This is a genomic window from Alkalilimnicola ehrlichii MLHE-1, from assembly GCF_000014785.1.
In the GTDB taxonomy this organism is placed as follows: Bacteria; Pseudomonadota; Gammaproteobacteria; order Nitrococcales; family Halorhodospiraceae; genus Alkalilimnicola; species Alkalilimnicola ehrlichii.
In genome coordinates this window covers 441,259-454,439 of sequence record NC_008340.1, presented here as the reverse complement: position 1 = coordinate 454,439, position 13,181 = coordinate 441,259, and the positions used below count along the sequence as shown (strand labels likewise).

At 70.2% G+C, this 13,181-nt stretch carries 14 protein-coding genes; 1 reads left to right on the top strand and 13 read right to left on the bottom strand.

Annotated features, from left to right (window positions below):
- Position 1 precedes the first annotated feature (1 nt).
- The 9 genes from MLG_RS02050 to leuS all read right to left on the bottom strand — a co-directional run bounded on the left by MLG_RS02050 (position 2) and on the right by leuS (position 8,380).
- Positions 2–610: a Maf family protein gene (locus MLG_RS02050; RefSeq protein ID WP_011628158.1), complete on the bottom strand. Its 609-nt coding sequence runs from the start codon at positions 608–610 to the stop codon at positions 2–4.
- Positions 611–649: 39 nt separating this feature from the next.
- Entirely contained in the window at positions 650–1,135 is a 486-nt protein-coding gene (locus MLG_RS02045; RefSeq protein ID WP_011628157.1) for a bacteriohemerythrin, read from the bottom strand.
- Between the two features lie 161 nt (positions 1,136–1,296).
- Positions 1,297–1,764, bottom strand: a complete 468-nt coding sequence (rlmH, locus tag MLG_RS02040; RefSeq protein WP_011628156.1) for a 23S rRNA (pseudouridine(1915)-N(3))-methyltransferase RlmH — start codon at positions 1,762–1,764, stop codon at positions 1,297–1,299.
- A 3-nt stretch (positions 1,765–1,767) separates the two neighbouring features.
- Entirely contained in the window at positions 1,768–2,139 is a 372-nt protein-coding gene (rsfS, locus tag MLG_RS02035; RefSeq protein WP_011628155.1) for a ribosome silencing factor, read from the bottom strand.
- A 12-nt stretch (positions 2,140–2,151) separates the two neighbouring features.
- Positions 2,152–2,826 carry a nicotinate-nucleotide adenylyltransferase gene (nadD, locus tag MLG_RS02030; RefSeq protein ID WP_011628154.1) on the bottom strand — a complete coding sequence of 225 codons (675 nt, stop codon included), beginning with the start codon at positions 2,824–2,826 and terminating at the stop codon, positions 2,152–2,154.
- A gap of 7 nt (positions 2,827–2,833) precedes the next feature.
- Positions 2,834–4,096 (bottom strand): glutamate-5-semialdehyde dehydrogenase, encoded by a 1,263-nt coding sequence (locus tag MLG_RS02025; RefSeq protein WP_011628153.1) that lies wholly within the window; start codon positions 4,094–4,096, stop codon positions 2,834–2,836.
- Between the two features lie 73 nt (positions 4,097–4,169).
- Entirely contained in the window at positions 4,170–5,186 is a 1,017-nt protein-coding gene (gene holA / locus MLG_RS02020) for a DNA polymerase III subunit delta (RefSeq protein ID WP_011628152.1), read from the bottom strand.
- Between the two features lie 2 nt (positions 5,187–5,188).
- Positions 5,189–5,728 carry an LPS-assembly lipoprotein LptE gene (locus tag MLG_RS02015; RefSeq protein WP_011628151.1) on the bottom strand — a complete coding sequence of 180 codons (540 nt, stop codon included), beginning with the start codon at positions 5,726–5,728 and terminating at the stop codon, positions 5,189–5,191.
- A 57-nt stretch (positions 5,729–5,785) separates the two neighbouring features.
- Positions 5,786–8,380: a leucine--tRNA ligase gene (gene leuS, locus MLG_RS02010; protein ID WP_011628150.1), complete on the bottom strand. Its 2,595-nt coding sequence runs from the start codon at positions 8,378–8,380 to the stop codon at positions 5,786–5,788.
- A 172-nt stretch (positions 8,381–8,552) separates the two neighbouring features.
- Between leuS and MLG_RS02005 the strand changes: the two genes are divergently transcribed.
- Positions 8,553–9,104: a zinc ribbon-containing protein gene (locus MLG_RS02005; RefSeq protein WP_011628149.1), complete on the top strand. Its 552-nt coding sequence runs from the start codon at positions 8,553–8,555 to the stop codon at positions 9,102–9,104.
- 43 nt (positions 9,105–9,147) lie between these two features.
- Here MLG_RS02005 and lnt read toward each other — a convergent pair whose 3' ends face one another.
- The 4 genes from lnt to MLG_RS01985 all read right to left on the bottom strand — a co-directional run bounded on the left by lnt (position 9,148) and on the right by MLG_RS01985 (position 13,092).
- Positions 9,148–10,665, bottom strand: coding sequence for an apolipoprotein N-acyltransferase (lnt, locus tag MLG_RS02000; protein ID WP_011628148.1), 1,518 nt, complete (start codon positions 10,663–10,665; stop codon positions 9,148–9,150).
- Positions 10,666–10,667: 2 nt separating this feature from the next.
- Positions 10,668–11,543 carry an HlyC/CorC family transporter gene (locus MLG_RS01995; RefSeq protein WP_011628147.1) on the bottom strand — a complete coding sequence of 292 codons (876 nt, stop codon included), beginning with the start codon at positions 11,541–11,543 and terminating at the stop codon, positions 10,668–10,670.
- 81 nt (positions 11,544–11,624) lie between these two features.
- Positions 11,625–12,125, bottom strand: a complete 501-nt coding sequence (ybeY, locus tag MLG_RS01990; protein WP_011628146.1) for an rRNA maturation RNase YbeY — start codon at positions 12,123–12,125, stop codon at positions 11,625–11,627.
- Positions 12,106–13,092, bottom strand: coding sequence for a PhoH family protein (locus tag MLG_RS01985; protein ID WP_041718195.1), 987 nt, complete (start codon positions 13,090–13,092; stop codon positions 12,106–12,108). Before MLG_RS01985 ends, ybeY begins: the two co-directional genes overlap by 20 nt.
- Between the last annotated feature and the right edge of the window lie 89 nt (positions 13,093–13,181).

Sequence of the window (13,181 nt, the reverse complement as noted above, 5' to 3'; positions counted from 1 at the left end):
CCTACCAGTGCCGTTGGTAGTCGATTTCAAACTCGTCCAGTAACTGGGCGGCTTCGAACAGGGGCAGTCCCATCACGCCGGAGTAACTGCCCTCCAGGTGCTCGACGAACACGGCGGCGCGGCCCTGAATCGCGTAGCCGCCCGCCTTGTCTTGGGGCTCGCCGGTGGCCCAGTAGCGCTCGATCTCGGCGCGCTCGAGCTCACGGAAGGTCACATGGCTGACCGACAGCCGGGTGGCCTCCCGGTCGTCCACCAGGGCCACGCCGGTAAGCACCCGATGGGTGGTTCCGGACAGGGACTGGAGCATCTCCAGGCCGTGCTCGCGGCCGCGCGGCTTGCCCAGGAGCTCATTGTCCAGCACCACGACGGTGTCGGCGCCCATCACCGGCAGCAACTCACGCTCGGGGTCCTCCTGCAGACTGCGGTAGCCGGCGCGCGCCTTCTCCAGCGCGATACGCAGCACAAACACTTCGGGGCTCTCGTCCTCGCCGAGCACCTCATCCACCCCCGGGTCCATCCAGGCGTAGTGAACGCCGATGCGATCGAGCAGTTCTCGTCGTCGTGGCGAATTCGATGCAAGATAGATGTGCGGTCGATATTCCGGTTGCATGACCATCCTCGGGTGTCAGCTCTTGTTATCTGGCCGGGATCAGTGGCCACGGCCGAAGAAGCGCCGCAGATTGCGCGCCAGCCAGCCCTCCTTCTTTGCGCCGTCGCCCGCCTCGTCGCGCTCCAGGGCCTGCATGTTGGCCTTGACGTCGTCCACGTAGGCTGCATCGTCATGCCTGATGTGGTTGAACAGCCAGCGCTGCAGCAGATTGAGCAGCTCTTCGGCCACGTCCTCGCCGGCGTCGAAGCGGCGGCAGTACTCCCCCACCTGTTTGATGAACAACTGATGGACCCGCCGGTGCCCCCGCAGCAGCGGGTAGCCCGCGTCCTCCATCATCTGCTCCTCGAAGGCGAAGTGGGACTGGGTGTAGTCCACCAGCCCCTCGAGCACCTCGCCGATCAGCGCGCGATCGCCCTGGCTGCGGGCGTCCTCGAGCTGATTGATGTACTCGACAATACGCCGGTGCTGCTTGTCGATGGCGTCGATACCAGTGTCCAGATCGCTGGACCAGGAAAGGTAACTCACGGCGCAAGCTCCTTCTGCGGGACGAGGATACCGCCCGGCGCATCGCGGCCACGCGGAATGGCGGCTGGTGGCCCGGGCGGTCGACCCGGCCGTTTGGATCGCCAGGGCAGGTTAGCAAGAAGTGGCGCCCCGCTCCACCGGGCCCGGTGTCGCAGCGCTGCTCAGGCCCGGTGGTAGGGATGCCCCTGGAGCAGGCTCCAGGCCCGGTAGAGCTGCTCGGCCAGCAGCACCCGGACCAGCATGTGGGGGAAGGTCAGCGGCGAGAGCGACCAGCGGCGCTCGGCGCGGGCCAGGCAGTCCGGGTGCAGGCCGTCGGGCCCGCCCACCAGCAGGGCCAGGTCGCGGCCGTCGTGCAGCCAGCCGTCCAGTTCACGGGCCAGCGCCGGGGTGTCCCAGGCCTTGCCGCGGACGTCCAGGGCCACCACCTGTTCGTCACCCAGGGCCTTGAGCATCCGCCGCCCCTCCTCGTCCAGGGCCCGGCGGGGGTCGGCCCCCTTGCCCCGCCGCCCCAGGGGGATCTCCACCAGCTCCAGGCTGATCCCGCCGCCCAACCGCTGGGCGTATTCCCGGTAGCCCTCGGCGGCCCAGCCGGGCATGCGCCCGCCGACGCTGATCAAGCGGATACGCACCGCTCAGTCGCGGCCGCCCTGGGCCGCCTCGCCGTGCTCCTCCACGCTCCAGAGCCGCTCCAGGCGGTAGAAGTCCCGCGCCTCCGGCGTCATCACGTGCAGCACCGCGTCGCCCAGGTCCAGCAGTATCCACTCTGAACCCGGCTGACCCTCGACGCCCAACGGGCGGATGCCGTGCTCACGCAGATCGTCGGCGACGCTGTCGGCCACCGAGGCCACGTGGCGGGTGGAACGGCCGGTGGCCACCACAATCAGGTCGGTCATGGGGGTCCGTCCCCGCACATCCAGGCACACCACGTCCTCGGCCTTGATGTCCTCCAGGGCCTCGCGCAGCAGGGTCTCCAGCTGTTCCAGGGTGATCTCGGCTTTACTCATGCAATGCAGTCCTCACACCTGCGGATAACCGTACAGGCCTTGCTGATGGATATGGCGGCGCACCGCCTCGGGGAGCAGAAACCGCACCGACCGGCCCTGGGCCAACAGCCGGCGGATGCGGGTGGCGGAGATCGCCAGCGGGGTGACCGGCAGCCGGTAGAAACCGCCGGCGGGGGCGTCCCGCAGCGCCCCGGGCCCATCCAGCCAGCGCCCGGCCACCTCGGCGGCCACCTCACCGTCCGGTTGGGAGGCGTGGCCCGGGCGGTCCAGCACCACCACGTGGGCATAGTCGAAAAGCTCCCGCCAGCGGTGCCAGCGCCCCAGCCCGGCCAGGCTGTCCGCCCCCATCAGGAGCACCAACGGCCGCGCCGAACCCTGCTCCTGGCGCAGGTGGCGCAGGGTGTCCACCGTGTAGGAGGGGCCGGAGCGGTGCAGCTCGCGATCGTCCACCCGGAAGCCCGGCACCTCGCGGGCGCCCAACCGCAGCAGATCCAGCCGCTGGCCGGCATCGCGGCCGGGCCGGGCGCGGTGGGGCGGAAGCCGGCAGGGCAGCAGGCGGACGCTGGCCAGGCCCAGCGCCTGCTGGGCCTCCAGCGCCGGGCGCAGGTGGCCGTAGTGCACCGGGTCGAAGGTACCGCCAAACAGGCCCAGCGGGGTGCGGCCGGTCAGTGCTCGGGGCTCGGTCACGATAGCGCTATTCGCGGATGTGGCCGTCGCCGAGCACGATGAACTTCTCGGTGGTCAGCCCCTCAAGACCGACCGGGCCGCGGGCGTGCAGCTTGTCGGTGCTGATCCCGATCTCCGCCCCCAGGCCGTACTCGAAGCCATCGGCGAAACGGGTGGAGGCGTTGACCATCACCGAGCTGGAGTCCACCTCGCGCAGGAACCGCCGGGCCCGGGACCAGTCCTCGGTGAGGATGCTCTCGGTGTGGCCGGAGCTGTGCCGGGCGATATGCTCGATGGCCTCATCGAGGCCGGGCACGATGCGGATGGAGACGATGGCGTCCAGGTACTCGGTGGACCAGTCCTCCTTGGTGGCCGGCACCGCATCCGGGATCAGCCGGCGGGTGGCCTCACAGCCGCGCAGCTCCACCTCCGACTCGCGGTAGCGGCGGGCCAATTCGGGCAGCACCCGCTCGGCGATGGCCTCGGCCACCAGCAGGGTCTCCATGGTGTTGCAGGTCCCCAGCCGCTGGGTCTTGGCGTTGTAGGCCACGCTGATGGCCTTCGCCGGGTCGGCGGAGTCGTCGATGTAGACGTGGCAGATCCCGTCCAGGTGCTTGATCACCGGTACGGTGGCCTCGGCGGTGATCCGCTCAATCAGGCCCTTGCCCCCGCGCGGCACCAGCACGTCCACGTACTCGTCCATGCGGATCAGCTCGCCGACGGCGGCCCGGTCGGTGGTCTCCACCACCTGCACGGCCTCTCCGGGCAGCCCGGCGCGCTTCAGCCCGGCGCGCACGCAGGCGGCGATGGCGGCGTTGGAGTGGCGGGCCTCGGAACCGCCGCGCAGGATCGCGGCATTGCCGCTCTTCAGGCAGAGGGCGGCGGCGTCGGCGGTCACATTGGGGCGCGATTCGTAGATAATGCCGATGACCCCCAGCGGCACCCGCATCCGGCCCACCTGAATGCCGGAGGGGCGGAAGGCCAGATCACGGATGGCCCCCACCGGATCAGGCAACGCGGCGATCTGGCGCAGCCCCTCGGCCATGCCGTGGATGCGCTCATCGTTCAACTCCAGGCGGTCCAGCAGGGCCGGGTCCAGGTTGTTGGCGCGGCCGTTCTCCAGGTCGTCGGCGTTGGCGCGCTTGAGATCACCGGCGTGCTCCTCCAGGGCGTCCGCCATGGCATGGAGCGCGGCGTTCTTGTGGCCGGTGTCGGCACGAGCCATCTCGCGAGCGGCCTCGCGGGCCTGCCGGCCCAGGGTCTGCATGTAAGCACGGATGTCTTCGGTCATGAGGCTGAGGTTCGTCCTGTTGGCTTGGGGTGACGGTACCTACCGGGTAGTTTATATGCTGTGCGGGCCAGACTCATCCCGCCGCGGCCAGGCGGGCGGCGGCGTCCACCAGCCGGGCCAGTTCATCCCAGGGCCGGCCCTCGCCGACCCCCTTGACGGTGCGGTCCACGCCGGCACAGCGGGCCAGCAGGTGCAGCCAGTCCTCGCGCCGGCCCCGCCGGGCGGCGCCCACCACCCGCGGCACCCGCGGTTTGAAGACACCGTGGGCCCGCAGGAAGCGCTCCCACTCCGGTCGCGGCGGGCGCTTGCAGCGCAGGTCGGCCACCGCCCGCAGGTCCCGGGCCAGGGCCCAGAGGACCAGCGGGGCCGCCGTGCCCTCCTCGCGCAAGCCCTGCAGCACGTGGTAAGCGCGGCCGCGCTCGCCCGCCAGCATGGCGTCACCCAGGTCGTTGAGCTCATAGCGGGCGCTGTCCGCCACCGCAGCGGCGGCGGTATCGCCATCCAACGGACCGCTGCCGTGCAGCAGGGCCAGCTTTTCGATCTCCTGGTTGGCGGCCAGCAGATTGCCCTCGGAGCGCGCCACCAGAAGGTCCACGGCGTCGTCACTGGGCTGCAGGCCGTGGGCCTGAAGCCGCCGGCGCAGCCAGCCGGGGAACTCATGCCCGCCCACGGGCCAGCAGTACACCATCGCCCCCAACCCCTCCAGGGCCTTCACCCAGGCGCTCTGCCGCGTCTTTCCGGGCAACCGGCCGCTGATCACCAGCAGCAGGGTGTCGGGCGGCGCCTGCCGGCAGTAGCCCTGGATGGCCTTGGCGCCCTGGCTGCCGGGCTTGCCGTCGGGCAGGCGCAGTTCGATCAGCCGCCGCTCGGAGAACAACGAGAGGTTGCCGGCAGCGTGGTGCAGCCGCTCCCACTCGAAGCCGGGCTCCACCTCCAGCACCTCGCGCTCGTCGTAGCCCTGCGCCCGGGCCGTGGCGCGGATGGCGTCCACACTCTCCTGGATGAGCAGCGGCTCATCGCCGGCCACCAGGTAGGCGGGCAGCAGGTCGCGCTCGAGGTGGCGGGCGATGTCGTGGGGTTTGATCTGCACGGTCAGTCCGCCGCTGCGGCGTTGTCGTCGGTGATCGGCTCGGCGTCCCGGTGGGCCGCGACCTGCAGCAGCATCAGGCGCACGGCGTCCCGGCGCAGGTCGATGAGCAACTCCTCCTCACGCCCCTCGGTGCCCACCGGGTCGTCCCGATCGGCGCGGAAGCCGCGGACGGCGTTGACCTGGCTGCGTGCCAGCAGGTGTTCGCCGTCGGCGTTGTCCAGTTCGAAGGTCAGGCGGTAACGCAGTTCGTACTCCCGCGCGCGGATATCGCGGTCCACGGTCAGGGTCCGCCGCTCGCGGGCGTCGCCGACGATGCGCAGCACCAGGTCGGCGGCCTCCGCGCTATCCACCTGCCGCGCGCCGCTCACCGACAGGCCCTCGTCCACGGCGTCCTGCAACGCCCGCGCCGGGCTGCCGGCCACGTAGACCGCGGTGCCATCAAGACCGGCGGCACCGCCGCCAACGCCGCGCAGTTGCCAGCCGCAGGCGCTGAGCAGCAGGGCCAGCAGCAGGGCCATTCCAAGCGTTGCCGGGCGGTTCATTCTCCTTCCCCCCATGGGCATGGGTCGGTGGTGGCGTGGCGCCGCGGCGCCGGCGGGTCAGTTGGCGACAATATTCACCAGTTTACCCGGCACCACAATCACCTTGCGCACCGTCTTGCCCTCGGTGAAGCGCTGCACCTTTTCGTCCGCCAGGGCCGCCGCTTCGGCCGCCGCCTTGTCGGCGTCGGCGGGCAGCTGCAGCCGGCTGCGCAGTTTGCCGTTGACCTGCACCACCAGCTCAATGGTGTCGCGGGTCAGCGCCGACTCGTCCACCGCCGGCCAGCGGGCATCGATCACCGCCTCATCATGGCCCAGGGCCTGCCAGCAGACGTGGGTCACGTGCGGCGCGATGGGCGCCAGGATCAGCGTGGCCGCCTCCAGCCCCTCCTGCAGCACCGCGCGCGCGGCCCCGGACGGTTCGTTGGCCGCCGCCTTACCCAGGGCGTTGCACAGCTCCATGACCGCGGCGATGGCGGTATTGAAGGTGTAGCGCCGGCCCACGTCGTCGGAGGCCTTGGCGATGGTCTCGTGGACCTTGCGACGCAGGTCGCGGGCGGCGTCGTCCAGGGACGCCACGTCCAACGCCGGCACCGGGCCGGCGGCCACATGGTCGCGCACCAGCCCGTAGTACCGGCGCAGGAAGCGATAGGCCCCCTCCACGGCGGAGTCGGACCACTCCAGGGACTGGTCCGGCGGCGCGGCGAACATGGTGTAGAGGCGGACGGTGTCGGCGCCGTAGCGGTCGATGAGCGCCTGCGGGTCGACGCCGTTGTTCTTGGACTTGGACATCTTCTCGATGGCGCCCATGACCACCGGCTCGCCATCGTCCTCGAGCACCGCGGAGACCGGCCGCCCGCGCTCGTCCCGCTGCACGGTGACCTCGGCGGGGTTGTACCAGTCCTTGCCGCCATCCCCGCGCTCCCGGTAGTAGGTTTCAGCGATGACCATGCCCTGGGTAAGCAGGTTGCGGAAGGGCTCGTCGCTCTGCAGCAGGCCCTCGTCGCGCATCAGCTTGTGGAAGAAGCGGGCGTAGAGCAGGTGCAGGATGGCGTGCTCGATGCCACCGATGTACTGGTCCACCGGCAGCCATTGATCGGCCCGCTCATCCAGCATGGCCCCCTTTTGGTCGGCGCAGGCGAAACGGGCGTAGTACCAGGAGGATTCCATGAAGGTGTCGAAGGTGTCGGTCTCACGCCGCGCCTCGCCCCCGCATTGGGGGCAGGTGGTCTGGTAGAACGCCGGCAGGTCCTTGAGCGGCGAGCCGCCCCCGGTGACGTCCACATCCTCGGGCAGCACCACCGGCAGATCCTCGTCCGGCACCGGCACGTCGCCACACGCCGGGCACTGGATCATGGGGATGGGCGCGCCCCAATAGCGCTGGCGGGAAATGCCCCAGTCGCGCAGCCGGTAGTTAACCGTACGCTCCCCCTTGCCCAGGCCCTCCAGCTTCTCGCCGATGGCCTGGCGGGCCTCGGCGGAGGGCAGCCCGGAGAACTCGCCGGAGTCGGCCAGCACCCCGTCGTCGGTGAAGGCGCCCTCGCTCACGTCCGCCCGCTCTTCGGCGGAGGGGTGCACCACGGGGCGGATATCCAGGCCGTACTTGCTGGCGAACTCCCAGTCCCGCTGGTCGTGGGCCGGCACGGCCATCACCGCGCCGTGGCCGTATTCCATCAGCACGAAGTTGGCCACCCAGATGGGCACCTGCTCGCCGGTGAGCGGGTGCACCGCCTTCAGGCCGGTGTCCATGCCGCGCTTTTCCATGGTGGCGATATCGGCCTCGGCCACCCCGCCCTTGCGGCAGTCCTCGATGAAACGCTGCATCTCCGGGTTGCCCTCGGCCGCTTCCGCGGCCAGCGGGTGTTCCGGGGCCAGGCCCACGTAGGTGACGCCGTAGAGGGTGTCCGGGCGGGTGGTGTAAACCCGCAGGGTGTCGCTGTGCCCCGCCACCGCAAAATCCAGCTCCACGCCCTCGGAGCGGCCGATCCAGTTGCGCTGCATGGCGCGCACCTGCTCCGGCCAGCCGGGCAGCTCGTCCAGCGCCTCCAGCAGCTCGTCGGCGTAGTCGGTGATGCGCAGGAACCACTGGGGGATGTCCCGCCGCTCCACCACCGCACCGGAGCGCCAGCCCCGGCCGTCCACCACCTGTTCGTTGGCCAGCACGGTCTGGTCCACAGGGTCCCAGTTGACGGTGGCGGTCTTTTTGTAGACCAGGCCCTTCTTGTAGAGGCGGGTGAACAGCCACTGCTCCCAGCGGTAGTACTCCGGGTCGCAGGTGGCAAACTCGCGGTCCCAGTCGTAGGCGAAGCCCAGGCGCTGGAGCTGGCCGCGCATGGTCTCGATGTTCTCGCGGGTCCAGCGGGCCGGGGGCACGCCGTGTTTCATGGCGGCGTTTTCGGCGGGCAGGCCGAAGGCGTCCCAGCCCATGGGCTGGAGCACATTGCGCCCCTGCATGCGCTGGTAGCGGCTGATCACGTCGCCGATGGTGTAGTTGCGCACATGGCCCATGTGCAGACGCCCGCTGGGATAGGGGAACATCGAGAGGCAGTAGAATTTCTCGCCCTCACGCTCCTCGCGGGCGGCGAAGCTCTGCTGCTCGTCCCAGTAACGCTGGGCCTGGGCCTCGATCTGTTCGGGTTGATAGCTTGCGTCCATGGGCCTTTATCACGTTGAACGGTTGGCGGGTTGCGGGCGCGGCGGCGCGCCCCGGGAAACCCGCAAGGATACCGCAGGGGGCGGCGACACTCCACCGAGCCGCCCGGCGGCTGGCCAAGCCGGGCCACACGCGTTTAAATGGGGTGAACGAGCCAGACAACGGAGCGCGGCCATGAACGACGAACAGAAAAAAGAAGAGCAACAGCACCTGCTGCGCGGCTACGATCGCATGCTGGATCGCATCCGCGAGCGCATCAAGGGTGACCGGCACAGCGTGGCCGATGCGCTCCAATGGGCCAAGGAGCAGGCGGTGGAACTGGGCGAGCTCACCCGCGACGAGGCGGAGAACATTGCCGAGTACCTGCGCCGCGACGTGGAGGAGGCCGGGCGCTTCCTGGCCCACACCGACGAGCGCGACCTGCGCGGCTGGTTCCAGATGGACCTGCAACTGCTGGAGAACTGGCTCTGGGACGCCTTCTCCTCGGTGGCCGACCGCACCCGGGTGGAGTGGCTGGAGTTCCAGCGCACCGGCCACGTGCGCGAGGAATACCGCACCGGGGAGATCACCGGCCCCGGGGTGCTCGAATGCCAGGAATGCGGGCGCAACATGACTTTCAGCCAGACGGGCCACGTCCCCCCCTGCCCGGCCTGTCACGGCACACGCTTTGTGCGCCGCACCGGCTGGGACCAAGAGGAGCAGGAGGAGGAGAAGAACGCGAACTGACCCCACCCGGCCGGCCACCGCGCCGGCCGCCCCGGACACCGCCTCAGCCCGGGCGGCGCCACCAGCGCCATCCGGCGAGGCCGGCCATCACCAGCAGTACCAGCCCCACCACCGGCCCGTTGAGCCAGCGGGCGTAGGGGGTGAGGCCGTCCCGGCCCTGGACCGGCTGGGCGGCGTCGGCCAGCGCCAGGCGGGGCAGGCGCTCCGCCACCCCGCCGTCGTGGTCGATGAAGGCCGAGATCCCGGTGTTGGTGGCCCGGACCATGGGCCGCTCCACCTCACGCGCCCGCCAACGCGCCTTTTGCAAATGCTGGTGCGGGGCCAGGGACTGGCCGAACCAGGCGTCGTTGGAGACATTGACCAGCCAGCGCGACTCCCGGGCCAACCGGGCGATGGTGGCGCCATAGACCACCTCGTAGCAGATGGCCACCCCCACGGGCTGACCCTGCACCGTCAGGGGCACCGGGCGCGGCCCGCGGGTGAAATCGGCCAGCGGTGCCCCCAGCACATCGAGGGTGCCGCCCAGCCAATCGCGCAGCGGCACGTACTCCCCAAAGGGCACCAGATGGTGCTTATGGTAGGCCTGCCGCGTCTCGCCAAAGGCCACCAGGCTGTTGTAAATGGCGTCGCGGTCGGACGCGTAGACGGGCAGCCCCACCACCAGCTCGGTGCCCTGGGCACGCAGCGCGTCGGCCAGGGGTGACAGCCAGTCCTCGTCCACCTGGTGGAGAAAGGCCGGCACGGCGGTCTCGGGCCAGATCACCACGTCCGCCACCCCGGCGTGGGGCAGGGTGCGGTCGCGGTAACGCTCCAGGGTGGGCACCAGATACTCCGGCAGCCACTTGATGTCCTGGCCCATGTTGCCCTGGACCATGGCCACCCGCAGCGGCTCACCCGCCGGCGCGGTCCACTCCCGGTCCAGCGCCCAACCGCCGACGCCGAAGGCGACCGCCAGGCCGGCCACCACCCCCCAGTGCCGGGGCGACTGCGGCCGGCGCAGGGCGCAGGCCAGGCCGCCGGCCAGCAGCGCCAGCCAGGCGCTCATCCCCAGCACGCCGAACACCGGCGCCCAACCCACCCAGGGGGTGTCCAACTGGCTGTACCCCAACAGCAACCAGGGGAAGCCGGTGAACAGCCAGCCCCGCAGCCATTCCAGGGCCACCCACACGGCGGGCAGCGCCAGCCACAGGTGGGCGGCCCCGCCGGGCCGGGCCAGCCGGCGGGCCGACTCCACCAGCAGGACCGGGAACAGCGCCAGGGCGAGGACGAAGGCGGCGGTGGTAAGGCCCGCCAGCAGCGGCGGCGCGCCGCCGAACTGGTGGATGCTGACATAGACCCAGGAGACCCCGGCGCCGAAATAGCCGATGCCGTAGCACCAGGCGGCCCAGCGGGCCGCGCGGGCCGGGAGCTCCGCCGCCAGCAGAAAGAGCACCACCGGCGAGAGCAGCGCCAGCGGCCACCAGCCCAGCGGCGCGAAGGCCAGTGGCAGGGCGGCGCCGGCCACCAGAGCCAGCAGGGCGGCCAGCCGCGGGTGGCGGCCCAGGGCGTGCAATCCCCCCATAATCAGCCGGCGCCGGTCCCGTCCGTCGGGGCCCCGTCCCGCTCGGCGCGATAGACCTTCAACAGGTGCACCCGCCGCTTGTCAGCCCGAACGACCTTTACCGTCAGGCCGTCCAGCTCCAGCACCTCGTCGCGATGGGGGACGTGGCCGAGACGACCGGCCACCAGGCCGCCGATGGTATCGAACTCGTCATCGGGCAGCTCGAGACCGAAATGCTCGTTGAAATCCTCCACCGGGGTCAGCGCCTTGACGATGCTGGAGCCGTCATCGTGGGTGAGAATGGCGGTGTCCTCGTTGTAGTCGTGCTCGTCGTCGATATCGCCCACGATCTGCTCGATGACATCCTCGATGGTGACGATCCCGGCCAGACCGCCGTATTCATCCACCACGATGGACATGTGGTTGCGGGCCTCGCGGAACAGCTTGAGCAGGGCGTCCAGGCGCTTGGACTCGGGGATGAACATGGGCGGGCGCAACACCTCCCGGGGCCGGAAGTCCTCCCCCTCCTCCATGAAGCAACGCAGCATGTCCTTGGCCAACAGGATGCCGATCACATCATCCCGGCTCTCGCCGGTGACCGGAAAGCGGGAGTAGCCGGTGCGCACCACCGTCGGCAGCATCTCGCGGGGCGGCATGTCCCGGGGCAGCACCGTGACCTGCGACCGGGGGATCATGATGTCGCGCGCCTGCAGCTCCGAGACGTGCAACACCCCCTCGATCATGGCCAGGCCATCGGCATCCATCAGGCCGCGGTCGTGGGCGTCCCGCAAGACCTCCAGCAGGTCATCGCGGTCGCGGGGTTCGCCCGAGAGCACCTGGGCGATGCGATCCAGCCATCGTCGCGGGTACTGGGAAGGGGTCGATTCGTCCTCGCTCATCAGGCCATTTCAGGTTGCCGGGGAAGCCGTCCATTGCCTGATGGGACGCGGGTGCAACCCATCAGGCAATGGCGGGCCGGGTTATTGTTCGTCAAGGCGGTAGGGGTCGGCAATACCCAGGCCGGCCAGGATCCGCCGCTCCAGCCCCTCCATCGCCTCGGCCTCCTCCGCCGCCTCGTGATCGTAGCCCAGCAGGTGCAACACGCCGTGGACCACCAGGTGGGCCCAGTGATCGGCCTCGGGCTTGCCCTGCTCGCGGGCCTCCCGCTCCACCACCGGGGCGCAGATCACCAGATCGCCCAGCTCGGGCAAGGGCTCGTCCAGCCCCGGGGGCGCCTCAAAGGGGAAGGAGAGCACGTTGGTCGGGTAGTCCCTGCCCCGGTAATCGTGATTGAGCCGGCGGCCCTCGGCCTTGTCCACCACCCGGACCGCCAGCGCCGCGGGGCCCGTGTGCCCCCCGGCCGCCAGGGCCGCGCTCACCCAACGGCGGAACGCCGCCTCCGGTGGCAACCCGGCCCGCCACGCCACCACATACTGGACCTCCAGGTCCAGGGCGGGGGCGTCATTCACTGCGGCTGTCATAGGCCTGCACGATACGCTGCACCAACGCGTGGCGCACCACGTCGCGGGCGGTGAAGAAGGTGAAGCTGACGCCGTCCACATCCCGCAGCACGTCCACCGCGTCGCGCAGCCCCGAGGGCTTGTCCCGGGGCAGGTCGATCTGGGTGACATCGCCGGTGACCACGGCGGTGGAACCGAAGCCGATGCGGGTGAGGAACATCTTCATCTGCTCGACGGTGGCGTTCTGGGCCTCGTCCAGGATGATGAAGCTGTGGTTGAGGGTGCGCCCGCGCATGAAGGCGAGCGGGGCGATCTCGATCACCCCCCGCTCGATCAGCCGACCCACCCGCTCGAAACCCAGCATCTCGAACAGGGCGTCGTAGAGCGGGCGCAGGTAGGGGTCCACCTTCTGGGCCATATCGCCGGGCAGGAAACCGAGGCGCTCGCCGGCCTCCACCGCCGGGCGCACCAGCACCACCCGGCGCACCTCGTCCGCCTCCAGCGCCTGCACGGCGCAGGCCACGGCCAGATAGGTCTTGCCGGTGCCGGCGGGGCCGACACCGAAGTTGAGGTCGTGGGTGAGCACCCGGCGCAGGTAGGCACGTTGGTTGGGGCCACGGCCCCGGACCTGCGCCTTGCGGGTGCGGATGATCACCTCGCCTTCCTTGTCCGCCGCCTCCTCCTCGTCGGTCTCGACGGCCTCGGGCTCGTCCTCCACCCCCACATCCTGGATGCACAGATGCACCGCCTCGGGCTCGATCAGCTTGCGGGCCGAGTCGTCGTAGAGTTCGTGCAGGACACGCTCGGCGGCGGCCACGGAGTCGCCGTTGCCGATAACGCGGAAGTGATGGCCGTTGTTGCGGATCTCCACCCCCAGGCGGCGCTCCACCTGGCGGATATTCTCGTCGAATTGCCCGCACAGACGCGCCAGGCGCTCGTTGTCGGCGGGCTCCAGGTCAAAATCGAGGGCTTGCGGACGATTACTCAATTTGGCGTCTACTGTCTCTCGGCAGGGCCGGGCCCCGAGGCCCATGGCCCGGGGTCCGGCGGGTTATTGGTTTGCTTACCGCTAGCCTA